This is a genomic window from Massilia sp. CCM 8734 (genome assembly GCF_011682155.1).
GTDB classification, from domain to species: Bacteria; Pseudomonadota; Gammaproteobacteria; order Burkholderiales; family Burkholderiaceae_D; genus Telluria_A; species Telluria_A rubra.
In genome coordinates this window covers 21233-45224 of the sequence record NZ_WHJI01000051.1, presented here as the reverse complement: position 1 = coordinate 45224, position 23992 = coordinate 21233, and the positions used below count along the sequence as shown (strand labels likewise).

The following is a 23992-nucleotide window of genomic DNA, read 5'->3' as shown; positions in this document are numbered from 1 at the left end:
TGTTTCAGCATGGCGGTGCCGGCTTGCAGCAGCATCTGGCTGGTGGTCATCTTCGAGCTTTCGCTGGCGAAGTCGACGTCCATGATGCGGCCGGTGGCGGCCTTGCTGTTGGTGCTGATGTTCGACAAGTTGTTGTACACATGTTCCAGGCGGTTGGCCGAGGCGCCCAGGGACGAACGCACGGTGCCGATCGAGGCGATCGCGGTCGAGAGCTTGTCGATCGTGGTCGAGGCGGTGCCGACGGCGGTCAGCTCGGTGCCGACCGTGTTCGGAGTGACGTAGTTGGCGGTGGTGGCGGTCACGTCGGCCACCAGGGTGGTCATGCTGGCCGACATGTCGACGGTCATTTTTTCGCTGGTGCTCGAACCGATCTGGAACGTCATGGCCGAGGCGATGGTGCCGCCCACGAGCAGCTTGGCGCCGCCGAAGGAAGTGTTTTTCAAAACGTTGTTCAGTTCGGTGCCGAGGGCGTCGTATTCCGACTGCATGGCGGTCTTGTCGGCGCCGGTCGAGGAGGCATCGGCCGCTTGCGTGGCCAGGTCTTTCATGCGCACCAGCATGTTGCTCACTTCATCGAGCGCGCCTTCGGCCGTTTGCAGCATCGAGGTCGAGTTCTGGGTGTTGCGCATGGCCACGGCCATGCCGCTGGTCTGGGCTTTCAGGCGGGTGGCGATCTGCAGGCCGGCAGCGTCGTCCATCGACGAATTGATGCGGTAGCCGGTCGACAGGCGGGTCATCGAGGTCGACAACGAACCCTGGGTGCGGTTGATCGAGTTTTGCGCGGACAGGGCGGCGTTGTTGGTGTGAAGGCTCAGCATGGTCAAACTCCTGGATGTTGGGGGTGGAAACTGGTCGGAGCCGCGCTGGTGCCGCTCTTATCACTACAAGGCGACACTTTGATATAGATCATTAAGTGCCACATGGAAATATATTTCGACCTTGCCAATCCGATCACCTTATGGCGCGCGCGGACGTAAAAAAGCCAGCCGGGTGGACGGCTGGCCTTTCGGGGACCCGGCTTGCGGCCGGGCATGCCGTTGATTACTGCAGCAGCGACATGACCATCGAGGACATGCTGTTGCTCTGTTTCAGCATGGCAGTGCCGGCTTGCAGCAGCATCTGGCTGGTGGTCATTTTCGAGCTTTCGCTGGCGAAGTCGACGTCCATGATGCGCCCGGTGGCGGCCTTGCTGTTGGTGCTGATGTTCGACAGGTTGTTGTAGACGTGTTCCAGGCGGTTGGCCGAGGCGCCCAGGGACGAACGCACGGCGCCGATCGAGGCGATCGCGGTCGAGAGCTTGTCGATGGTGGCCGAGGCGCCGCCGCCGGTCAGTTCGACGCCGACCGTGTTCGGCGCGGCGTAGTTGGCGGTGGTCAGGCCGACGTCGGTGACCAGGGTACCCATGCTGCCCGACATGTCGACGGTCATTTTTTCGCTGGTGCTCGAACCGATCTGGAACGTCATGGCCGAGGCGATGGTGCCGCCGACGAGCAGCTTGGCGCCGCCGAAGGAGGTATTGGTCAGAACGTTGTTCAGTTCGGTGCCGAGGGCGTCGTATTCCGACTGCATCGCGGTTTTGTCGGCCGAGGTCGAGGAAGCGTCGGCCGCTTGGGTGGCCAGGTCTTTCATGCGTACCAGCATGTTGCTCACTTCGTCGAGCGCGCCTTCGGCCGTTTGCAGCATCGAGGTCGAATTCTGGGTGTTGCGCATGGCCACGGCCATGCCGCTGGTCTGGGCTTTCAGGCGGGTGGCGATCTGCAGGCCGGCCGCGTCGTCCATCGAGGAATTGATGCGGTAGCCGGTCGACAGGCGGGTCATCGAGGTCGACAACGAACCCTGGGTGCGGTTGATCGAATTTTGCGCGGACAGGGCGGCGTTGTTGGTATGAAGGCTCAGCATGGTCAAACTCCTGGGTGTTGGGGGTGGAAACTGGTCGGAGCCGCGCTCAGTGCCGCTCTTATCACTACAAGGCGACACTTTGATCTAGATCGTTAAGTGCCGCATGGAAATATATTTCGACCTTGCCAATCCGATCACCTTACGACGCGCGCGGACGTAAAAAAGCCAGCCGGGTGGACGGCTGGCCTTTCGGGGACCCGGCTTGCGGCCGGGCATGCCGTTGATTACTGCAGCAGCGACATAACCATCGAGGACATGCTGTTGCTCTGTTTCAGCATGGCAGTGCCGGCTTGCAGCAGCATCTGGCTGGTGGTCATTTTCGAGCTTTCGCTGGCGAAGTCGACGTCCATGATGCGGCCGGTGGCGGCCTTGCTGTTGGTGCTGATGTTCGACAAGTTGTTGTACACGTGTTCGAGGCGGTTGGCCGAGGCGCCCAGGGACGAACGCACGGTGCCGATCGAGGCGATCGCGGTCGAGAGCTTGTCGATCGTGGTCGAGGCGGTGCCGACGGCGGTCAGCTCGGTGCCGACCGTGTTCGGCGCGACGTAGTTGGCGGTGGTAGCGGTCACGTCGGCCACCAGGGTGGTCATGCTGCCCGACATATCGACGGTCATTTTTTCGCTGGTGCTCGAACCGATCTGGAACGTCATGGCCGAAGCGATGGTGCCGCCCACGAGCAGCTTGGCGCCGCCGAAGGAGGTGTTGGTCAGAACGTTGTTCAGTTCGGTGCCGAGGGCGTCGTATTCCGACTGCATCGCGGTTTTGTCGGCTGAGGTCGAGGACGCATCGGCCGCTTGCGTGGCCAGGTCTTTCATGCGCACCAGCATGTTGCTCACTTCGTCGAGCGCGCCTTCGGCCGTTTGCAGCATGGAGGTCGAATTCTGGGTGTTGCGCATGGCCACGGCCATGCCGCTGGTCTGGGCTTTCAGGCGGGTGGCGATCTGCAGGCCGGCGGCGTCGTCCATCGACGAATTGATGCGGTAGCCGGTCGACAGGCGGGTCATCGAGGTCGACAACGAGCCCTGGGTGCGGTTGATCGAGTTTTGCGCGGACAGGGCGGCGTTGTTGGTGTGAAGGCTCAGCATGGTCAAACTCCTGGGTATTGGGGGTGGAAACTGTTCGGAGCCGCGCTCGGTGTCGCGCTCTCATCACTACAAGGCGACACTTTGATCCAGATCATTAAGTGCCGTATGGAAATATATTTCGACCTTGCCAATCCGATCACAGTGCGCCGCCCCTGGACGTAAAAAAGCCAGCCGGGTGAGCGGCTGGCTTGTCGGGGGACCCCGCTTGCGGCCGGGCAGGCCGATGATTACTGCAGCAGCGACATGACCATCGAGGACATGCTGTTGCTCTGTTTCAGCATGGCGGTGCCGGCTTGCAGCAGCATCTGGCTGGTGGTCATTTTCGAGCTTTCGCTGGCGAAGTCGACGTCCATGATGCGGCCGGTGGCGGCCTTGCTGTTGGTGCTGATGTTCGACAGGTTGTTGTACACGTGTTCGAGGCGGTTGGCCGAGGCGCCCAGGGCCGAGCGCACGGTGCCGATCGAGGCGATCGCGGTCGAGAGCTTGTCGATCGAGGTCGAGGCGGTGCCAACGCCGGTCAGTTCGGTGCCGGTGACGGCCACGGCGGCGTAGTTGGCGGTGGTGGCGAGAACATCCGTGCCCAGGGTGGTCATGCTGGCCGACATGTCGACGGTCATTTTTTCGCTGGTGCTCGAACCGATCTGGAACGTCATGGCCGAAGCGATGGTGCCGCCGGCGAGCAGCTTGGCGCCGCCGAAGGTGGTGTTGTTCATCACGTTGTACAGTTCGGTGCCGAGGGCGTCGTATTCCGACTGCATGGCGGTCTTGTCGGCGCCGGTCGAGGAGGCATCGGCCGCTTGCGTGGCCAGGTCTTTCATGCGCACCAGCATGTTGCTCACTTCGTCGAGCGCGCCTTCGGCCGTTTGCAGCATCGAGGTCGAATTCTGGGTGTTGCGCATGGCCACGGCCATGCCGCTGGTCTGGGCTTTCAGGCGGGTGGCGATCTGCAGGCCGGCGGCGTCGTCCATCGACGAATTGATGCGGTAGCCGGTCGACAGGCGGGTCATCGAGGTCGACAGCGAGCCCTGGGTGCGGTTGATCGAGTTTTGTGCGGACAGGGCGGCGTTGTTGGTGTGAAGGCTCAGCATGGTCAAACTCCAGTGTACGGGTGGGAACGTTGGAGCTGCGTTGCTTCGCGCTCTCCCAAGTACAAGACGACCGTTTCATCGAAGTCGTTAAGTGCCGTACGGAAATAATTTGAACGCTGCTCGTCCGGGCTGCGCGGCGCGCCTGGCGGCGGTTGCGGAAACAATCACAAAAATACGCTATTTTCCTTTGTAATTAATGACTTAGCGAATGCGCGACGCACTTGAGGCGCGACAAACCGGCGCTACCGGGCACGCGCAACATGGTTGTTCTTTCATCAACCGGGGCCCATCATGAACCGCACCTTGCCGACCTTATCCGTCTTATTCGCCACCTTGTTGTGCGTGGCCGAATGCGCCATTGCCCAGCCGCCACAGCCAATGCCGCGCTCCGCCAAGGTCTTGCGCGCCGTTCTTGTCAACGGAACAACGCTGGTGATGGATGGCGAGCGCCTCGTTGCGCGCCTGGCCGATGAGAACAGCACGCATTACGTCTATACAGAAGGCAGGCTGTCCAGCATCCACCATTCGGATGGCCGCTTTGCCACCTATTACTATGACGACGAGCAGCGGCTCGAGCGCATCGACTTATCGGACGGGCAGGTGCAGCGGGCGGTGTACCAGGCGGGCGCGCTGGCCTTGCTCGGGAACGAGGCCGGCCAGCGCCTGCACGTCGCGCCGCCGGCGCGCGCGCCCGGGCACACGGCGGCGGCACTGGCCGGGCGGGCGCCGCCGCAGGTCGCGGCCGGCGTCGCCGCCGCCCCGGCCAAGGCCGCGGCCGATTCCCTCAACCACACCCTGATCGCCGTCGCCGGCTGGGAAAAACATAGCTGGGATTGCCGTTTCTCGCCCCAGGAGTTCAGTCTGTGCGGCGGCGGCGGCGATGGCGGGCGCGGCCCCTACGACGGCGGCGGCTGGAGCGCGGACGGCGGCGGCGGCCCGTTCCGGGGCGGCGGCTGGGATGGCGGCGACTTCGCTCCTTACCCGACCAATTTACCCACCCGCATGAGTTGCCTGGCGGCGGCGACCTCGACTTTCGAGATCATGCGCGACCAGGTGTGCTCGATGGTCAAGGACAAGGCCATCTGCACGGCGCAGAATCACAAGCTCTTCGATGAACTCTGGAAAGAGTGCATGGCCACCTATCCCGGTTAACGTGCAACAGAGGAGGACAGACCATGATATCGATCTCTTCGGATGAGCTTGAACGCATGCACCGCGCGATTTTTTCGGTCCAGCGCCTGAAAGGCATGGCCCACGTCCTGTCCGTATGGATGGCGAACGGGACGATGTCGGCGTGGGAGGGCGGGGCGGTCTCGCTGTCCGGCTGCGAAGCGGTGGCGCGGGCCTACTTCGAGGCGCGCCCGGGACGGGCCGCGCTGCCGCAGGCGTATTGCGCGGCGCTCCAGAACGCCGCCCAGCTCGACCAGGCCATGGCCGAGTTCCTGGCCCAAGGCGCGCAGGGCGACCTGGACGCCTTGCTCGAACGGGCGGGCGGGGCGCTCAACGTGCTGGCCGGCGTGATCGACCAGTTGCCCGACTACCCCGCCGCTGCGGACGATGCGCGCGCCCTCAGAAGCGAAGCGGGCCGCTGCCTGGCGCTGTGCCAGGCGCGCTGAGACGCAGGAGGCGGGCGCGCCCGGCTGTGGGGCCGCTGGCGCCCGCAAACGACGGCCGCCGCGGCGGGCGGCGCCATGTTTGCTATGATGCGTCTTTGCGGTGCGAGCGCGCGGCCTTTGTGCGTGCGCGTTCCCGGCGCGGACGCACAAAGGCCGCGCGCCGCCCTGACCGGCACCATTGACATATCCGCAGCCGCGCGGCAGCACGGCTGACATCACAGGTAAAACCACTTGAAATCAACGAATTACCGGGGCAGGAAGCTCTCTGTCGCCCCGATGATGGACTGGACCGACCGCCATTGCCGCAAGTTCCATCGCGAAATCACCCGCCATACCTGGCTGTACACCGAGATGGTGACCACCGGTGCGCTGGTGTACGGCGACGTCGAACGGCACCTGCGCTTCAATGAAGAAGAGCATCCGGTGGCGCTGCAACTGGGCGGCAGCGATCCGGCCGACCTGGCCACCAGCGCCAAATTGGGCCAGCAATGGGGCTATGACGAGATCAACCTGAACTGCGGCTGCCCGTCGGAGCGGGTGCAGAAGGGCGCGTTCGGCGCCTGCCTGATGGCCGAACCGCAACTGGTGGCCGATTGCGTGAAATCCATGCGCGACGCCGTCACCATCGACGTCACCGTCAAGCACCGCATCGGCATCGACCGCAACGAGGAGTATGGTTTTGTGCGCGATTTCGTCGGCACCATTGCCGACGCCGGCTGCACGACGTTCATCGTGCATGCGCGCAACGCGATCCTGAAAGGTCTGTCGCCCAAGGAAAACCGCGAGATTCCGCCGCTCAAGTACGAGGTGGCGTACCAGCTCAAGCGCGAGTTTCCGGACCTGGAAATCATCATCAACGGCGGCATCAAGTCATCCGATGACATCGCGCTGCACCTGGAGCATGTCGATGGCGTGATGCTGGGGCGCGAGGCGTATCACAATCCCTACGTCATGGCCGAGTACGACGCCCGCTTTTACGGCGACGATGCGCCGGTCAAGACGCGCGAAGAAGTGCTGGCCGCGATGATTCCGTATATCCAGGCGCAGCTCGACCTGCACGCGGCGCGCGGCTTGAAGCTCAACAGCATTACGCGCCACATGCTGGGGCTGATGGCCGGGCTGGGCGGGGCGCGCAGTTTCCGCCAGGTGATGTCCGACCCGAAACGGCTGGCCGCCGCCGACCCGCATCTGCTGCTCGAAGCGGCGGCGGGCATGCGCCGCGCAGGCTAATGCCAAGCGTCTGCGCCGCATCGTTCCGCCTTGCACGGGAACGATGCGCCTCCGGGCGCCGTACGCGCGCCCTGTTTTCCTCCTTTCCCCCCGCCGCGCATGACTGGCCTTGACTTGGCATGCGCTGCGCGCTCCCCCCGCGCTGAATAGTTCCATAAAGGAAACTATATTTCAATTGCGTAAAGGTATTTTTGCTTGCTCTAAGGCAAAATAGTCCTCTATAATCGGTGCATCTCTTGTCCATTTTCCAAGCAGCGCCAGCGCCGTTCATGCTGTTGTTATGATGAAACAATTCGTTCTCAAACCAACTTTTTTGCATGCGCAGTCACTGTTTTGATTTATCCTAAATGAAACGCAGATAGCCACCGTTTCTTCAGAGACAGCCCACAGTACCCGCCGTTACCCTAGCTAATCCGATCAATCGTTCCATAGAAAAGACGCGAAATGAATTTATCCAACATGAAGGTCGGCACCCGTTTAGGTCTTGGATTTCTCCTGGTCCTGTCTTTTCTGGTCGCCGTCACGATCGTCGGCATCATCAGCATGGCCCAGATCCAGACGCGCCTGGATAACGTGGTCGGAGTCAACAACGTGGTCACCCGCCTCGTGATCGATATGCGCACCAATGTCAGCGAGCGCATCGTGTCCTTGCGCATCCTGACCCTGATGACCGATTCGGCCGACATGGAACCGGAAATGAAGCGCATCAAGGAACAGACCGCGCGCTACGACGAAGCCCAGAAAAAGCTGAGCGACAAGTTCGCCAAGTCCGCATCCAACGAGGAAAAGAGCTTGCTGGCCCAGATCAAGGAACACGAAGCGCTGGCCATGCCGGCCGTGGCCAAGGCGTCCGAACTGTGGATGGCCGACAAGGCCGAAGACGCCACCCGCGTCATGATCAAGGAAATCCGCCCGGTCCAGAAAAAATGGATGGATGCGCTGGAACAACTCGCCGCCCTCGAAGACAAGCTCAATAGCGCAGCCCAGAAAGACGCCGAAAGCGGCTTCGAAGCGGCCCGCCTGACCATGCTGATCCTGGGTGGCGTGGCGATCCTGCTGGGCGGCATCGCCGCCGTCTTCATCACCCGCGGCTTGCTCAAGCAGCTCGGCGGCGAACCGGACTACACCGCCAGGATCGCCAGCAGCATCGCCCACGGCGACCTGTCGGTGCACATCGACACCAGCCACGCCGACAAGGGCAGCTTGCTGATGGAAGTGCGCGAAATGCGCAACAGCCTGAAAGATATCGTCGGCCAGGTGCGCGGCGGCACGGAAACCATCGGCACCGCCTCGCGTGAAATCGCGGCCGGCAATATCGACCTGTCCTCGCGTACCGAAATGCAAGCGAGCGCCCTGGAAAAAACCGCCTCGGCCATGGAAGAACTGACCTCGACCGTGAAGCAGAACGCCGACAACGCCCGTGAAGCCAACCAGCTCGCGGCCAGCGCCTCGGACGTGGCCCGCAAGGGTGGCGAGGTGGTCTCGCAAGTGGTCGACACGATGGGCTCGATCAACGCCTCGGCCAACAAGATTGTCGACATCATCGGCGTGATCGACGGGATCGCCTTCCAGACCAATATTTTGGCGCTGAACGCGGCGGTGGAAGCGGCCCGTGCCGGCGAACAGGGCCGCGGTTTCGCGGTCGTGGCCTCCGAAGTGCGCAACCTGGCGCAGCGCTCGGCGGCGGCGGCGAAAGAAATCAAGACCCTGATCGGCGATTCGGTCGAGAAGGTCGAGCGCGGCAGCAAGCTGGTCGGCCAGGCCGGCGTGACGATGGATGAAGTCGTCGCCAGCGTCAAGCGCGTCACCGACATCATGGGCGAGATCGCCAACGCCAGCCAGGAGCAGAGCGCCGGCATCGAGCAAGTGAACATGTCGATCATCGAGATGGACAGCATGACCCAGCAGAACGCCGCCCTGGTCGAGCAAGCCGCCGCCGCCGCGCAGAGCCTGCAAGACCAGGCGAGCGAACTGGCGCACGTGGTCAGCATCTTCAAGTTGATCGAAGGCGAAGAGACGCACCTTGTCGCCGCGCCGTCCGTGATGGCGGCGGCGGCGGCGCCGGCCCGTCCGGCCAAGGCAGTTGCGCTGCGCGTGGCCAAGCCGGCCCTGAAGCGTCCGGCCCCGGCCGCCGCCGCCAAGCCGAAAAAGGCGGCCGCCACGACCAGCAACGACGAATGGGAAGAATTCTGATCCGCATCCCGGGCCGGTAAGGACGGGGCGGGCAGTGCGGTTGCCAGCCGCAGCGTCAGCGTCGACGTAACACAGACGCGCGATTGAACGTTACATTAGGGATATTGTATGTGGACCTCTACGCGTTGTACCAGTGTGTTCGCCGGCTTGCTGGTGTGTGGCGCCGCTGCGGCGGCTGAAGTGCCGGCCAGTTTCGATGCCGCCAAGTGCAAGGCCGAGTATCCGAAAGCGTCGCTGATGAACGAGGAACAAGGCACGGTATCGATGTCCTTCCTGGTCGCTCCGGACGGTTCGGTGGTCGAATCGAAGCTGGAAAAAACCAGCGGTTTCAAAAATCTCGACAAGGCCGCGATCAAGTCGATCAGCGCCTGCAAGTTCAAGCCGGGCACCAAGGATGGCGCCCCGGCCCAGACCTGGACCAAGGTCGACTACGCCTGGAAACTCGACTAGCCGCGCGTCCTGGCGCGCCCGGCCGGCCTGGCCGGCCTGGCCGGGCGCCTCCCCGCCAGCGTCCCCGCCGGTGTCCCCGCCGGTGTCAGGTCTGACATTCCGCCGGTGTCAGGTCTGACATTCGGACACGGCCTCGACGTTCCAGAGGCGTATCAATTCACCAAACATCAAACGCATGGCAGAGCTCGTGTCCGAATGTCAGACCTGACACCAGCTGTTGACCTATTGCTAGTGCGCATGTATGTTCCCGCGCATGCACATCAAACTTCTTATTGCCGCCGCTTGCCTGCTGGGGCTGTTCTCGACCATCGGCGCCTCGCTGCCGTATCCGATCCTGCCCCCGCTGTTCGCTTCGGGCGTGGGCAACGGTCTCAATTCCTTCCTCGGGCTGCCGCCCAAAATGCTGTTCGGCCTGGCCCTGACCATCAATCCGCTCGGCTTGTTGATCGGCAATACTCTGCTCGGCCCGCTCTCGGACCGTTACGGCCGCCGCCCGCTGCTGATGCTGACCACCATCGGCGCCGCCCTCGGCCACATGCTCACGGCGTTCGCGCTGCTGCTCGAATCGTATCCGCTGTTTATCGTGGCGCGCTTTGGTACCGGCTTGTTGGAAGGTAATGGCGCCGTCGTGCGCGCCATGCTGGCCGACCGCCTCGAAGGCGACCTGCGCGTGCGCGCCATGTCGTGGCTGAACGGCGCGTTTTACCTTGGCTGGCTGGCCGGGCCGCTGCTGGCCGGCGCCACAGTGGTGTGGGGCATCACAGTGCCGTTCTGGATCGCGGCCGGCGCCCTGGTCATGACCACCGCGCTGGTGGCGCTGGTGCTGCCGCGCGAGGCGCCTTCGCTGGCCACCACCTCGTGGTGGCATGTGGCGCGCCACCAGCACGCGTTTCACTTGCTGCGCCACGCCGACCTGCGCAAGCTGTTCATCGTCCAGTTCGCCTATACCTGCGGCGTGACCGCTTTTTACGAGTTCTATCCCTTGTGGCTGGTGGAGTATCCCGGCTACGGCGCGCCCGGCATCGCCTGGGTCACGGCCGCCCTGTGCGCGGTGATGACCTGCACCGCCGTGTTCGCCGGCCGGCCGAGCCGTTTCGCCCCCTTGCAACGGGCCGCGTGGAGCGCGTTCGCCTGCGCCACGGCGATTGCGGCGGTGGCGCTCGGCCATGTGTGGCTGGGACTGGTGGCGATCGTGCTGTTCGGGATTCCGAACGCGTTCTATAACGCCATCGTGCCGGGCTGGTGCGCGGAGCGCTTCGGCGCGCTGGGGCAGGGCGCGGTGATGGGCTTGCTGTCGACCACGTTCTGCCTGGCCAATATCGTCATGGCCCTGGTCGGCTCGGTGCTGACCCTGCTCGATACGCGCCTGATCCTGCTGCTGGGCGCGCTATTGTCGGCCTGGGCCGCCTGGCGCCTGCGCGGCTGGCGCGTGCAGATGGCCGGTGCGGGCGCAGCCAGCCTGCGCGCCGGGCCATAAGCAAGGGCGGGCAGGGCGGCGCCGTCACAGCGCCGGCGGCGAATTGATCAGCGCGGTCGGCTTCGCCGTGGCCGGCGCCGGCCCGCGCAGCATGGTCGGGTCGAGGAAGCTGGCAGCGCGCCGGCTGTAGGCCGGGCGCATGTGGATGGTGTCGGTGTACAGCGGCGCGCCGCTCTCGTCGAGCACCGGGCACAGCTGGTCCTTGCACATGAATTGGGCCGGTTCGATGACGATGGCGCCGGTGTCGGCGGCAATCGCGGTCAGGCGCGCCAGCGGCGCCGCGTTGCGCTGGCGATACTCGGCCAGGTTGAACGCGGGCACCTTCGGCACCGGGACGATGGTGCCGAAACGCGAGCCGGTGACCATCGATTGCGGATCGTAGGCGCTGCCGGCCGGCGGCTGCAGCACCAGGAACACGCGCTTGCCGTTCTTGCGCAAGGTGGCCAGGCTCGCGCGCAGCGACGCATACGCCAGCTCTTGCGCATCAGCCGCCGGGAAGGCTTTTTGCACGCCGTCTTTGTCGACCAGCAGTTCGCGCTGGCCGGCGTTGAAGTAGCCGTACCAGGCCGCGCCCAGCACCACCGTATCGACCTGCGCGCTGTTGGCCAGCGCGTAAGCCGCTTTCACCGTCTTGGGACACAGCGGGAAGCGGATCTGCGGCAGGCGCACCGTGTGCTCGATCGGCGGACAGCCGCCGGCGGTGGCGAAAATTACCGAGCTCAAGCGCGCCGGATCGGTCGCCACCGCGTGCTCGATGCGCGGGCCGTACTGCTGCATCACGGAGTCGCCCAGGAACACGGTCAGGCCGGGTCCGCGGCTGGCCGCTTTCTGGAACAGCACGCCGTCGTAGCGCAGCGGCGCCAGGGTCGGACCGGGGTACTGGCTGTCGTTCAGGGCCGCCAGGAAGGGCTCGGCGCCATGCGTGTCGATGCGTTGGCGCAGCATGCTGGTGCTGATCGCCAGGCCGGACACGGCGATGGCGACCATGCCCAGGCCAAGCGACCAGGTCACGCGCGTACGGTCGCGCCGTTCGCGCAGCGGGATGTCGACCAGGCGGTAAGTGAGCCAGGCGAGCACGAAGCCGGCGCCGATCAGCGCCAGCTTGACTGGCATCGGCGGCTTCTGGCCATGGACAATATGGCTGTAGGACAGCAACGGCCAGTGCCACAGATACAGGGGATAACTGATCAAGCCGATCGCGACGGGCAAGCGCCGTCCCAGCACCAGGCGATTGAGCACGGCATCCTTGCCGGCCAAAATCAGCAGGCAGGCGCCGCCGACCGGCAACATGGCCCACCAGCCGGGAAACAGCGACTGCTCGTCGGTCAGCCAGAACGCCAGCCCCAGCAGCACCGCGCCGCCCAGCGACAGCGCCGTGCCATGCCGTGCGAAGCGCTGCGCGTGGTGCAGGTTCAGATACGCGACCACGCCGCCGGCCATCAGTTCCCAGAAGCGCGTGAGCGGCGAAAAGAAGGCCGCCACCGGATGGCCGGCCACCAGCAGCACGTTGGCGCTCATGGAGATCACGAAGATCATGCCGGCGACCCACAAAAAGCGCAGCTTGCGCGAAAATACCAGCCACAGGATCAGCGGCCACAGGATGTAGAACTGTTCCTCGACTGCGAGCGACCACAGGTGCAGGAAGGGCTTGGTGATGCCGTCGTTGTCGAAGTAGCCGGCCTCGTTCCACAGCACCAGGTTCGACACGAAGGTGGTGCCGGCCACGGCGTGCTTGCCGATCTGCTGGAACTCGCCTTGCAGCAGGGTCACCCAGCCGAAGGCGAGGGTGGCGGGCATGACCACGGTCAGGGCCGGGAAAATGCGGCGGATGCGGCGCACGTAGAAATCGGCGATGCTGAACTTGCCCTTTTCCAGCTGGGACAGGAGGATCGAGGTGATCAGGAAGCCCGAGATGACGAAGAAGATATCGACGCCCACGAAACCGCCGGCAAACCAGGTCGGCCAGGCATGGAACGCGATCACGGCGATCACCGCCAGCGCGCGCATGCCATCGATATCGGGCCGGTAGGCAAGGGCGCCCGCGTGCGCGCTATGATTGTTGGATGGAATGACAGCCGCCCGGTGCAAATGATTGGATAAAAGACAATGCCGGCAACACGCGCAGACCAGTTCGATGCAGTACGCATACAAGCGTTGTCGACATTGTCCATACTTCGTCATTCGACCGCGCGCCCGTCGCGGTGTTCCCGCTTCGTGGCGGCGTGCTGGCCGGCGTCAAATCGCGCCTGCCTTGCGTACCTTGATCCTTGCCTTTACCCTTGCCGGTCGTCGTCGTCCTCGCGCGCCGGCGTGCCGATCCAGAGCCGGTGCGGCCCCGGCCCCTTGCCGGCCAGCTTGTCCTGCGGATTGCGCAACGAGCAGCGCTCCAGCGACAGGCAGCCGCAGCCGATGCAATCGTCGAGCGTGTCGCGCAGTTTTTTCAGCTGCGCCATGCGCTGGTCGAGGTCGTGGCGCCAGGCGGCCGACAGGCGTGCCCAGTCGTCGCGGCTGGGCGCGCCGCTGCCGAGGGTGGCCAGCGCGGCCTCGATCTCGGCCAGGCTCACGCCCACGCGCTGGGCCACGCGAATGAAGGCGATGCGGCGCAGCACGTCGCGCGTGTAGCGGCGCTGGTTGCCGGCGCTGCGCGTGCTGGCGATCAGGCCGCGCGTTTCGTAAAAATGCAGGGTTGACACGGCCACCCCGCTGCGCCGCGCGACCTCGCCCACCGACAAGCTCGGATGGGCTTCGCGTACCGGATGTTGCTCTGCCATCGAAGACTCCTTGACCTCAACTTAACTTGATGTTTTAGACTGGCTTTCACTGCCCAGGCAAGCATTCTAAAGGAGAATTTCAGATGGCAAGGAACACACCCAGGAACCCGTCCGACGGGGTATTTCGCATCGATAAATATGTCGTGCCGGCGGCCTCGCTGGCGGCCTTTGTGACGCAGATGCGCGAGATTGACGCCATGTTCGAGCGCCTGCCCGGCTGGCGCCAGAAGCATTTATTGACGCAATTTGGCGGCACCGGGGAATTTAATGTGGTGACCATGGTCGAATGGAAGACGGCCGGCGCGATGGCGGTGGCCCAGGAAATCGTGCAGCGGCATTTTGCCGGGCAGGGCGTGGCGCCTGGCCAGGTGCTCGAGCGCCTTGGCGTGCGCTCGGACCGGGGGTTTTACATCGCCGCTTGAGCGCGGCGCGCCTTGCGTGCGCGGTACAGCTTGCGCAAGCACAGGAACAGGGGGATCAACACCAGCAACCACGGTAAGACGGCAACGACCACGGTGATCAGGACGCCCAGGCTCGACGTGAGCACATGGCCGGATTCCTTGATCGCCTGTGCTACCGGCGCGACCCAGCTTTGTTCGGCATGCAGCGATTCGGCTACCAGGTTCAGTTCGACCCGCGTCATTTCGGTCTGGCTGGCCAGCGCCTTGCGCTGGCCGCTGATGCTGTCGAGTTCGGATTGAGTTTCCGATAACTGCTTTTCGGCTTCGAGCACTTCCTTCAGGTTGCCCGTGCGCTTGGCCAGCAGGTCGAGGATGCGCGCCTTGAGCGCCGTGAGGTTGGCGATTTTTGCCTCCACATCGATCACCTGGGCGGTCAGGTCTTCGCTGTCGCGTTCATGTTGCAGCAGCTTTCCGTGCTCAAGCATGGTCTTGAGAAAGCTGTCGAACGCTTGCGGGGGGATGCGGGCGCTGAGGGTGGCATTGGCCGGGCTGCGCAGGCGTGCCTGCGACTGATCGGCGTTGAGCACCACGCAGGCGAGCTTGAGGCAGGCCGCCTGGATCGCCTCGAAGTGCTTGTGCAGCTCGGCTTCGGGCGCTTCGAGCAGCAGTTTGTGACGCGTGGCGATGTAGCGCCGGCTTCCTGGCGGTTCGGGCGCCTCCGCCAATATGGTTTCGACAGCCTGTGGCGCGGCGCCGCCGGCGGCGACCTCCATTTTTTGCGAACAGGCGCACAGGAAGAGGGCGACAACGATGCCGGACAGAATTTTCATAGGAGGGGCGCGAATGGATGTTGAGGGAATAGTAACATCATGCACGTGCCTGTGGGCAATGGGTGCAGGCTGGCGCGACGGTGATGGCCGCGCGCGGCCGTCACCGCCTGGCCCGCCTGCGCCCAGGCGCTGCCCGGCGTGCTGGCAGCAGCCGCCGGGCGGGGACTGGCGGGATACTGGTGTGGTGTTCGCCTGCGGGCAGGCTAGCTGACCGCAGCCTCGCGCAGGCGGCGCGCCGCCTGACGGCGGTCGTAACTTTCGATCAGTGCGTTTTGCGAAATTTCATCGCCGATGCCGCGCAGCTTGAGGAAGCGCTGGGCGGCGTCGCTGCCGAAAGCGCGCTGCAAGGCAATCGCTTCGTGCAATTGCGCTGCGGTTTCAATGTCCTGGCGACGGTCTTCGTGACGGCGGTCTGCATCGTCCATGTTGTTCTCCTGGTTACTGTATTGCATTTATAGCACGCCGAGAAAATGCATGCTGAGTATGCGCGTACCGAACGCGGGTATTTACATTATCGTCAGCAGGCCGTCGAACTTGATACTGAGTGCATGCAGAGGGGAGGAAATCATGGGCGCCGGGCTGTGGGTGCTGTCGCTGCCGCAGTGGCCGCAGTAGTGGCGCCGGTGTGGCTTTTGCGCAAAGCTGCCCAGGTCCAGGTGCGGATGGCCGCAGCGCGCACAGCGAACACAGCCAAGCTGCAGGCCGGCCGCGCGTGCCGTGCTGTACGCCAGCAGGGCGGGCGGGGTAATGTTGATCTGCACGATGTCGGTGCCGGGAAACAGCGCGTGCGTGGCGCTGGTGCGCAGCGCCACTGCCGCGCAGCGCGTTGCGATGGGCGAGGTTGCGCCGGCCGCCACGCGGGTAAGCGCGATGGCGCCGTCGGGCGCGCCGGCCAGGCTTACCCTGGCGCAGGCCGCCAGGTCGATCATGGGCGGGTGCAGCGCGTAGCCCATCTTTTCCAGATGGTGCGCGCAACGTTGCTCGCCGCTGTCGGCCAGTGCGGCCAGGTCCGCCTTCACGCCCCAATAGGTTTGGTGCGTGCGGCACCACTGGCGCGCGGCGCCGTTGCGGTATTTGCCGGCCGCCACCAGCACGCAGTCGACGATGGCGTCGTCGCCCCGGTCGGCCGGAAAATATCCGGCGACGCGCCCGCTCGCCACCGTGATGTGACCGACCGTGGCCTGATGCGGCCAGCAGATGCCGGATATGACGGACCCGCCGCCAAGGTGTTGCAAGCTCAGTGGCGCTGCAAGCTCAGTCGGCATGGGCGAGGTACAGGCCGCCTTTGCCGTCCGGCAGCCAGGTTTCGGCGATATCGGAGCTGACATCGAAAAAGCCCACGCCATGCTGGCCGGCGAGGCGGGTCACGGTGGCGTGCGCGTCGTCGATCTGACTCCACGGAAAGCTCATATAGATGAACGCCTTGCCGATGGTGTAGTCGGTGTCGGTCATGTCCTCGTCTTCCTCCTCCTCCTCCTCCTCCTCCTCCTCCTCGTCTTCGTCCTCGCGTTCGTCGAGCGGCATGGCCGGGAAGGCCTGGACGATGTCGGCGTAGAACGCCTGCAATGCCGGCGTGGTGACGGCCGGGTCGGCGTAGGAATGGTCTTCGCCCAGTTCGGTTTGTTCTTCATGCCACATGAGGAAGGGCTCGCGTTTTTTGGGAGCGGCTTCCGCTGCGAAAACCATCAGGTCGTAACTCATGCTTGTGTGCCTTTATCGTAGTGAAGTGCGCTGGCGCTATTTTAGAGCAAGCATGAGAATCCGAGATTTTTCCTTCTTGCCATTCTGGTAAGATGTTCACTCCTTAGCAACCCGGTCATTGCGGACCAACCGTGCCGCAGGACGCGATAATGACATCCACACCAGCTCAGCCAACCCGCGCGCGGCGCGTTCTGTTCGTCCATCAAAACTTCCCCGGCCAGTTCAAGCGGATTGCCGCCCACTTGGCGCGCGACCCGGCCTACGAGGTGCTGGCGATCGGCAAGGAAGGCTGCCCCGGCCTGCCGGACGTGCGCACCCTGACTTACAAGCTGCACCGGGTCCATGCCAAGGAAACGCACCACTATGCGCGCCCGTTCGAGTCTGGCATCCTGCATGGCCAGGCTTGCCTGCGCGTGCTGCTGGCATTGAAAGAAAAGGGCTTTGTGCCGGACGTCATCGTCGCCCATCCGGGCTGGGGCGACACCATGTTCGTACGCGAGGCGTTTCCCGATGCGCGGCTGGTGCATTTTTCCGAGTTCTACTATCACACGGACCATGCCGACGTCGGTTTCGACCCGGAGTTTCCCAGCAACATCGACGACCGGGCGCGGGTGCGCGCCAAGAATGCGCTGCAACTGCTTAACCTGGAAGCGTGCGACATCGCGGTCGCCCCCACCCGCTGGCAAAAAAGCCTGCACCCCAAGCCCTACCAGGACAAGATCGCACTGATACACGAGGGCATCGACACCGCCTACCTGTGCCCGAATCCCGCCGCCTCCTTCACCCTGCCGAACGGAAAAGTGCTGCGTCCGGGCGACCCGGTGGTGACTTATGTGTCGCGCAACCTGGAACCGTACCGCGGCTTTCATACCTTTATGCGCGCGCTGCCGGCCATCCTGGCCGACAATCCCGGCTGCGACATCGTGCTGGCCGGCGGGGACAGCGTGAGCTACGGCGCGCGGCCGGCCGGCGCTGCCAACTGGCGCGAGAAAATGCTGGCCGAGGTCGCCATCGATGCCAGTCGCGTGCATTTTCTCGACCGCATTCCGTTCGCGCGCTACCGCGAGCTGCTGCAGGTATCGGCCGCGCATGTGTACCTGACGTATCCATTTGTGCTGTCGTGGTCGATGCTCGAAGCGATGGCCTGCGGCTGCCTGGTGATCGGCTCGGACACGGCGCCGGTGACGGAAGTGATCCGCGACGGCGAGAATGGCTTGCTGGTCGATTTTTTCGATACGGCGGCGATTGCCGCTACCGTCAGCCGCGCCTTGCGCGAGCGCGAGCGCTGGATGCCCATGCGGGCACGGGCCGTGGAATCGATCAAGGCGGGGTATGCGGTGGAGGAGGGCATCGCCGGCTACCGCCGCCTGATCGACGCGGCCACGCTGTAAGGCCCGGCCCGGCCCGGCCTGTCAGGGCAGGGCAGGCCTCGGCCGGGTCCCGTGATCCATCGCGCGAAACGCATATACTTGGCTGATCGATCGAACAATTCGAACAATTCGAGCAATCGCCAGGAGCGGCCCGCATGTCCAATCTCAACTTCAAGCACTTGCGCTATTTCTGGATGGTTGGCAAGACCGGCAGCATCGCCCGCGCAGCCGAGCAACTGCACCTGACGCCGCAGTCGATTTCCGGGCAATTGACCGAGTTTGCCAGCACGCTCGGCGTGGAACTGTTTCGCCGCTCCGGGCGCAACCTGGAGCTGACCGATACCGGCCGGCGCATCCTCAGTTACGCCGAAACCATCTTCAACACCGGCGACGAACTGCTCGACATCGTGCGCGACCAGTCGCTCAAGACCGCGCTGGCATTTCGGGTGGGATGCGCCGATTCGGTGTCCAAGCTGATCGCCTGCCGGCTGGTCGAGCCTGCGCTCAGCCTGGCCGAGCCCTTGCGCCTGATCTGCCGCGAGGGCCGCCTGGCCAGCCTGCTGGCCGACCTCGCGGTGCACCGGCTCGACCTGATCATCGCCGACCGTCCGATGCCACCGCACCTGAGCGTCAAAGGATACAACCACATGCTCGGCGAAAGCGGCTTGAGCGTGTTTGCGACGGCGGCGCTGGCGGCCACCTTGACAGGTACGTTTCCGGCCTGCCTCGACCGCGCGCCCTTGCTGCTGCCCGGCGAGGACTTCGCGATCCACCACAAGCTGCTGCAATGGCTGGCCAACCAACAGCTGCGCCCGCGCATCGTCGGCGAGTTTGACGACAGCGCGATGATGAAAGCCTTCGGCCAGTCGGGCGCCGGCGCGTTTTTCGCGCCGGCCGTGATCGCGCGCCAGGTATGCGAGCAGTATGCGGTGGTGGAACTGGGCACGGTGCCGGGACTGGTCGAGCAGGTGTATGCGATCACTACCGAGCGCCGCATGAGCCACCCGGCGACCCTGGCGATCAGCCAGCGGGCGCGGCGCGAATTGTTTGCTTGATTGTTCGCTTAGTTGTTTGTGTAAAAGCGCGCTTACACGGCAGTGGTGTCCGACGTGACTGCGCGCCGCGCGTGCCGCTCGGCCCACTTGCGGTTCAAATACAGGCGCACGGGGTTTTCGAAGAGATAGAACGACAGCGCGCCAAGGCTGATCGCGCCCAGCAAGCCGGCAAGGTGCGAGATCGCGCCGGCGCCCACGGCGTAGTAAAACGGTTGCTGCCACAGGTACAGCGAAAACGAACAGACCCCGAACCACTGCAACACCGTGCCTGCCAGCAGTTGCCGGATGATCAGTGGAGTGCGTTCCAGATGGTTGATCGAGTACGCCAGGCACAGGGGCGCGAGCGTGTATTGCAGTTCCTTGTGCGCATAAGTCGAGTAGCACGCGATCGCGACCACCAGGGTCAGGACCGGCAGCCAGGGGGATGTCTGGCGCAGCCATGGCGCCTGGGTGGCGGCCGCCGTCACCCGATAGGCCGCCGCCGCGATCAGGCCGATGGCGGCCGACTCGCTGCGCAGGAACCACGGAGTCGCGCCCGCTGGCGGGTGGGCAGGGTAATACGCGTTGATCGCCAGGATGGCGCCGGTGCTGACCAGCAGGAATGCGGCGCCGGCGAAGCGGTGCCGCAGGCCGCTGGCCAGCAGGGCGCCCGCCGCCAGGAACAGGTAGCTATGCTCTTCCACGCTGAGCGACCACAAATGTCCGATCGGCCAGGTACGCGCCCAGATGCTGATATCGGCGGGGAAGTAATTACGCAAAAACGCGAGGGTGGCGATCAATTCGCCCTGCGGCACCACAAAGCGCACCGGCTGCATAAAGGCCGCGTAGATCGCCATCGCGATGACGAACAGCCAGAAGGTCGGGAACACCCGGCTCAGTCTGCGCACGAAAAAATCTTTCAGCGGCACCTTTTTGATGAACAAAAGGTTGCCCATCAAAAAGCCCGACAGCACGAAGAACAGTTGTACGCCGAACTCACCGAGCCAGGAAAGTTCTTGCGTCGATTTGAAGTGCGAAATCAGTACGGCGATGATTGCCAACCCGCGCCACCCGTCAAGGTAAGGGATATGCCTGGTGGGGTTGTTCATGATGGTTGTCGCCATGTTGTTGTCGATCAATCAATCAAGTTACCACATGGTTATTGATACGACAAATGATTCGTGGCGCGCGTTGCGGCTTGTCCGCCTGCCGGCTGATCGCGCGATTCGTCGCGCGCGAAGCCGGCATGCAAGATACCAAGCTGAGAATCACATCCACGGATACCGTCCGGCTAGCGCCCGGCTACCACAGCGACAATTCCGTTATAACAACACCGATGCCACAGCTGCCTTGGGGGGGCAGCCGGCAATCTGAAGTCGACTATGCCGGATATGGCGAAGTACCTGCGCCTGCAATTGGGTGCCAATCCGGCGGTCGTCGAATCGCACAAGCCGCTGGTACGCTTCCAGGACGACTTCAGTATTGGCTATTTCTAGAACATCGGCACCAATCGCCAGTTGGGCACGCATTATGTACACCATGGCGGCGTGCCACGCGCGCAAAGCTACGCCTACGTCGTTCCTAAATATCAGCTTGGGGTCTTCATCATCACCAACCAGAGCGGCGACGCTACTGCCGGCGCCATGGAAAGCGCGCTGGCGCATATTTTCGACACAGTGGAATCCATGGAAATCGCAAAGTAGGCCGGCCCTTGTTTTGCGCCGCGGCCACCGGAACATGCCTGAAAAAGGCCAGCCATCGGCGCCTGGCCTTGGTGTTGATGGATTTCGTCGTCCTCGGCTCCGGTCGATTTCCGGCCAACTGCTTCCGGCGATCCAGCGCGCGCCGTCATAACCGAACGGGCTGCGGATAGATGGCGCGGGAGTGTGACGCGGACAACAAAAAGCCCAACACGATGGTTGGGCTATATGCTTGACTTGCGATGCAAACGATGGGGTGGCTGATGGGGCTCGAACCCACGACAACAGGAATCACAATCCTGGACTCTACCAACTGAGCTACAGCCACCATCGAATCTGCATTTTGTTCAGATGCTTCCTGAACAGGAAAAGATTATACAAACATCTGAGCGAACTGGCAAATCAAAATGCGTGGAATGCTAAATATTTTCAAATCAGCACTTCACGAACGGGCGGGGCGATGCCCAGCAGGTTGGCAAACGCCCGCGACAGCGCGGGTGCCCCGGCGCTGGTAAAGCTTTGCAGCGTGGCGGACGATGGCGCCAGCCCCGCAGTCCCGGACTCGCCCACTGCCGGCAGGATGGCACTGGCACTGGCACCGGCACTGGCCACGTTGCCATGCGCCTCCAAATTGGACGCTTCCACGCCGCACGCATCCACGCCGGACGCATCCACATCAGACGCGACCACGCCGGACGCATCCACGCCGGACGTATCCACGCCGGACGCATCCACATCGGACGCTGCCACGCCGGACGTCTCGACGCCCGGATTGAGCAATCCCGCAGTCCCCAGCAAGCGCGCCAGGTGGCGCGCCACCGCATCGCCCGTGTCGATCAGCACGATCTCGCGCGAGGTTGCCTGTGCAATCACCTCGCCCAGCATCGCCAGCACGAACGGGTAGTGCGTGCAGCCGAGCACCAGCGTATCGGCGCCCTGGTCCAGCAGCGGCGTCGCATAGCGCTCCAGCAGCGCGCGGATAGCGGGCGAACCCAGGTCGCCCAGCTCGATCTGGTCGACCAGCCCCGGACAGCCTTGCAGCAAAAACTGCGCGTGGCTCGCCGCGCTGATCTGGTCGCGCAGCAGCAGGAACTTGGCGCCGGCAACGGTCACGCTGGTCGCCAGCACGCCCACCTTGCCGTTGCGCGAGGCCGCCGCCGCTGGCTTGAGCCCCGGTTCCACCCCGACGATGGGCATGTCGGGATAGTGCGCGCGCAATACCTTGATGGCGGCCACCGTCGCCGTATTGCACGCCACCACCAGCGCCTTGGCGCCGTTGGCGATCAGGAAACCGGCTACCGCCAGCGAGCGCTCGACCAGCACGCTTTCGGGCTTGTCGCCATATGGCGCAAAACCGGAATCGGCGAAGTACAGCAAATGCTCATGCGGCAGCTGCGCGCGAATATGGCGCAGGACCGACAAGCCACCCACGCCGGAATCGAACACACCGATCGGCGCGCTACGCGACGCGCTACGCGACGCGCTACGCGACGCGCTAGCCGACGCTGTAGCAGGCGCGCTAGGCGACGCGCTAGGCGACACGCTAGCCACCATGGGGACGCTCGTGTTGCTCACTCGTTCGTCGCCTCAGGCCACGGTGACCGGAATCTTGCCGACGCTCGACAAGGATTCGATTTTCGCTGCCCATTCCTTTGGACCGGTGTTGTGGACCGAAGTTCCGTTGGAATCGACGGCCACCGTGACCGGCATGTCGATCACGTCGAACTCGTAGATCGCTTCCATGCCCATGTCATGGAAACCGAGCACGGTGGCGCTCTTGATTGCTTTTGAGACGAGGTAAGCCGCGCCGCCGACCGCCATCAGGTAGGCCGACTTGTGCTTCTGGATCGATTCGATCGCTGCGGGACCGCGCTCGGCCTTGCCGATCATGGCGATCAGGCCGGTTTTTTCGAGCATCATGTCGGTGAACTTGTCCATGCGGGTGGCGGTTGTCGGACCGGCCGGGCCGACCGCTTCGTCGCGCACCGGATCGACCGGGCCGACGTAGTAGATCACACGGTTCTTGAAGTCCACCGGCAATTCTTCGCCTTTGGCCAGCATATCCTGGATGCGCTTGTGCGCGGCGTCGCGCCCGGTCAGCATCTTGCCGTTCAACAGCAGGGTCTGGCCCGGCGTCCACGAAGCGACTTCCTCTTTCGTGAGCGTGTTGAGGTCGACGCGGCGCGATTTTTCGGTGTCCGGGGTCCAGTGCACGTCAGGCCAGCTCGACAGCGCCGGCGGCTCGATGTAGCTCGCGCCCGAACCATCGAGCACGAAGTGCGCGTGGCGGGTGGCGGCGCAGTTCGGAATCATGGCGACCGGCTTCGAGGCCGCATGGGTCGGGTGCATCATGATCTTGACGTCGAGCACGGTCGTCAGGCCGCCCAGGCCCTGCGCGCCGATGCCGAGCGCATTGATCTTGTCGCACAGTTCGATGCGCAGTTCTTCGGTCTTGTTCTGCGGGCCGCGCAGTTTGAGTTCGTACATGTCGATGTCGTCCATCAGCACTTCCTTGGCCATCAGCATGGCTTTTTCGGCAGTGCCGCCGATGCCGATCCCGAGCATGCCCGGCGGACACCAGCCCGCGCCCATGGTCGGCACGGTTTTCATGACCCAGTCGACCAGCGAGTCGGACGGGTTGAGCATGACGAACTTGGACTTGTTCTCGGAGCCGCCGCCCTTGGCCGCGACCTTGACGTCGACGGTGTTGCCTTCGACCAGTTCCATGTGGACCACGGCCGGCGTGTTGTCCTTGGTGTTCTTGCGTTCGAACTGCGGATCGGCCACGATCGAGGCGCGCAACTTGTTGTCGTCGAAGTTGTACGCGCGGCGCACGCCTTCGTTGACGGCGTCGGTCACGGTGCCCGAAAAACCTTCGAAGCGCACGCCCATGCCGATTTTGAGGAAGACGTTGACGATGCCGGTATCCTGGCAGATCGGGCGCTTGCCCTCGGCGCACATGCGCGAGTTGGTCAGGATCTGGGCGATCGCATCCTTGGCGGCGTCGCTCTGTTCCGACTCGTAGGCGCGCGCCAGGTGGGCGATGTAATCGGCCGGATGGTAATAGCTGATGTACTGGAGGGCGGCGGCGACCGATTCGATCAGGTCTTCCTGCTTGATGATAGTCATGGCTATGGTTCTCGTTGG

At 63.9% G+C, this 23992-nt stretch carries 22 protein-coding genes, 1 tRNA gene and 1 pseudogene; 10 read left to right on the top strand and 14 right to left on the bottom strand.

Features of this window, described 5'->3' with window-relative positions; all coding sequences use genetic code 11:
• The 4 genes from F2P46_RS31295 to F2P46_RS31280 all read right to left on the bottom strand — a co-directional run.
• Positions 1 to 818 (bottom strand): flagellin (locus tag F2P46_RS31295; RefSeq protein ID WP_166897822.1); only part of this gene is annotated, 818 nt, incomplete at its 3' end.
• Between the two features lie 223 nt (positions 819 to 1041).
• On the bottom strand, positions 1042 to 1899 hold the full coding sequence (locus F2P46_RS31290) for a flagellin (RefSeq protein ID WP_166897819.1): 858 nt from the start codon (positions 1897 to 1899) through the stop codon (positions 1042 to 1044).
• 224 nt (positions 1900 to 2123) lie between these two features.
• Positions 2124 to 2984 carry a flagellin gene (locus F2P46_RS31285; protein ID WP_166897816.1) on the bottom strand — a complete coding sequence of 287 codons (861 nt, stop codon included), beginning with the start codon at positions 2982 to 2984 and terminating at the stop codon, positions 2124 to 2126.
• 227 nt (positions 2985 to 3211) lie between these two features.
• Entirely contained in the window at positions 3212 to 4072 is an 861-nt protein-coding gene (locus tag F2P46_RS31280; RefSeq protein WP_166897813.1) for a flagellin, read from the bottom strand.
• Positions 4073 to 4363: 291 nt separating this feature from the next.
• Here F2P46_RS31280 and F2P46_RS31275 point away from each other — a divergent pair, with 291 nt between their 5' ends.
• The 6 genes from F2P46_RS31275 (at position 4364) to F2P46_RS31250 (ending at position 11038) form a co-directional block, all read left to right on the top strand.
• Positions 4364 to 5224, top strand: coding sequence for an RHS repeat domain-containing protein (locus tag F2P46_RS31275; RefSeq protein ID WP_166897810.1), 861 nt, complete (start codon positions 4364 to 4366; stop codon positions 5222 to 5224).
• Between the two features lie 23 nt (positions 5225 to 5247).
• Complete coding sequence (locus F2P46_RS31270; RefSeq protein ID WP_166897808.1) at positions 5248 to 5688, top strand: hypothetical protein; 441 nt, start codon at positions 5248 to 5250, stop codon at positions 5686 to 5688.
• Between the two features lie 231 nt (positions 5689 to 5919).
• A complete protein-coding gene (dusA, locus tag F2P46_RS31265; protein ID WP_267875902.1) occupies positions 5920 to 6918 on the top strand; it encodes a tRNA dihydrouridine(20/20a) synthase DusA in 999 nt (332 codons plus the stop codon).
• A 444-nt stretch (positions 6919 to 7362) separates the two neighbouring features.
• Complete coding sequence (locus tag F2P46_RS31260; RefSeq protein WP_229509529.1) at positions 7363 to 9111, top strand: methyl-accepting chemotaxis protein; 1749 nt, start codon at positions 7363 to 7365, stop codon at positions 9109 to 9111.
• A gap of 108 nt (positions 9112 to 9219) precedes the next feature.
• Positions 9220 to 9561, top strand: a complete 342-nt coding sequence (locus tag F2P46_RS31255) for an energy transducer TonB (RefSeq protein WP_166897805.1) — start codon at positions 9220 to 9222, stop codon at positions 9559 to 9561.
• A 253-nt stretch (positions 9562 to 9814) separates the two neighbouring features.
• Positions 9815 to 11038: an MFS transporter gene (locus F2P46_RS31250; RefSeq protein ID WP_166897803.1), complete on the top strand. Its 1224-nt coding sequence runs from the start codon at positions 9815 to 9817 to the stop codon at positions 11036 to 11038.
• A gap of 24 nt (positions 11039 to 11062) precedes the next feature.
• Here F2P46_RS31250 and F2P46_RS31245 read toward each other — a convergent pair whose 3' ends face one another.
• Both F2P46_RS31245 and soxR read right to left on the bottom strand, forming a co-directional pair.
• Complete coding sequence (locus F2P46_RS31245) at positions 11063 to 13126, bottom strand: acyltransferase family protein (protein ID WP_166897800.1); 2064 nt, start codon at positions 13124 to 13126, stop codon at positions 11063 to 11065.
• Positions 13127 to 13311: 185 nt separating this feature from the next.
• Positions 13312 to 13809 (bottom strand): redox-sensitive transcriptional activator SoxR, encoded by a 498-nt coding sequence (gene soxR / locus F2P46_RS31240; protein WP_166897798.1) that lies wholly within the window; start codon positions 13807 to 13809, stop codon positions 13312 to 13314.
• An 83-nt stretch (positions 13810 to 13892) separates the two neighbouring features.
• Here soxR and F2P46_RS31235 point away from each other — a divergent pair, with 83 nt between their 5' ends.
• A complete protein-coding gene (locus tag F2P46_RS31235) occupies positions 13893 to 14231 on the top strand; it encodes an antibiotic biosynthesis monooxygenase (protein ID WP_166897796.1) in 339 nt (112 codons plus the stop codon).
• Here the strand turns inward: F2P46_RS31235 and F2P46_RS31230 are convergent.
• From F2P46_RS31230 to F2P46_RS31215, 4 genes are all read right to left on the bottom strand, one after another.
• On the bottom strand, positions 14216 to 15040 hold the full coding sequence (locus F2P46_RS31230) for a DUF4349 domain-containing protein (protein ID WP_166897795.1): 825 nt from the start codon (positions 15038 to 15040) through the stop codon (positions 14216 to 14218). The two genes, F2P46_RS31235 and F2P46_RS31230, sit on opposite strands and share 16 nt — an antisense overlap.
• Positions 15041 to 15243: 203 nt before the next feature.
• Positions 15244 to 15465, bottom strand: a complete 222-nt coding sequence (locus F2P46_RS31225) for a hypothetical protein (RefSeq protein WP_166897793.1) — start codon at positions 15463 to 15465, stop codon at positions 15244 to 15246.
• A gap of 81 nt (positions 15466 to 15546) precedes the next feature.
• Positions 15547 to 16305, bottom strand: coding sequence for a hypothetical protein (locus F2P46_RS31220; RefSeq protein ID WP_166897792.1), 759 nt, complete (start codon positions 16303 to 16305; stop codon positions 15547 to 15549).
• Positions 16295 to 16741, bottom strand: a complete 447-nt coding sequence (locus F2P46_RS31215) for a hypothetical protein (RefSeq protein WP_166897790.1) — start codon at positions 16739 to 16741, stop codon at positions 16295 to 16297. Before F2P46_RS31215 ends, F2P46_RS31220 begins: the two co-directional genes overlap by 11 nt.
• Before the next feature lie 149 nt (positions 16742 to 16890).
• Between F2P46_RS31215 and F2P46_RS31210 the strand changes: the two genes are divergently transcribed.
• Positions 16891 to 18132: a glycosyltransferase family 4 protein gene (locus F2P46_RS31210; RefSeq protein ID WP_166897789.1), complete on the top strand. Its 1242-nt coding sequence runs from the start codon at positions 16891 to 16893 to the stop codon at positions 18130 to 18132.
• Positions 18133 to 18266: 134 nt separating this feature from the next.
• Positions 18267 to 19166, top strand: coding sequence for a transcriptional activator NhaR (gene nhaR, locus F2P46_RS31205; RefSeq protein WP_166897786.1), 900 nt, complete (start codon positions 18267 to 18269; stop codon positions 19164 to 19166).
• Positions 19167 to 19198: 32 nt separating this feature from the next.
• Here the strand turns inward: nhaR and F2P46_RS31200 are convergent, their stop codons facing one another.
• Positions 19199 to 20269, bottom strand: a complete 1071-nt coding sequence (locus F2P46_RS31200; RefSeq protein ID WP_166897783.1) for an acyltransferase — start codon at positions 20267 to 20269, stop codon at positions 19199 to 19201.
• Between the two features lie 393 nt (positions 20270 to 20662).
• Here F2P46_RS31200 and F2P46_RS37180 point away from each other — a divergent pair, with 393 nt between their 5' ends.
• Positions 20663 to 20848 (top strand): hypothetical protein, encoded by a 186-nt coding sequence (locus F2P46_RS37180; RefSeq protein WP_208296842.1) that lies wholly within the window; start codon positions 20663 to 20665, stop codon positions 20846 to 20848.
• A gap of 249 nt (positions 20849 to 21097) precedes the next feature.
• Here the strand turns inward: F2P46_RS37180 and F2P46_RS31190 are convergent.
• The 3 genes and pseudogenes from F2P46_RS31190 to F2P46_RS31180 form a co-directional block, all read right to left on the bottom strand.
• A tRNA-His gene (locus F2P46_RS31190) sits at positions 21098 to 21173 on the bottom strand.
• 446 nt (positions 21174 to 21619) lie between these two features.
• Positions 21620 to 22297: pseudogene (gene murI / locus F2P46_RS38000) on the bottom strand (glutamate racemase); the annotation flags it as partial.
• 135 nt (positions 22298 to 22432) lie between these two features.
• Positions 22433 to 23974 (bottom strand): fumarate hydratase, encoded by a 1542-nt coding sequence (locus tag F2P46_RS31180; RefSeq protein WP_166897781.1) that lies wholly within the window; start codon positions 23972 to 23974, stop codon positions 22433 to 22435.
• Between the last annotated feature and the right edge of the window lie 18 nt (positions 23975 to 23992).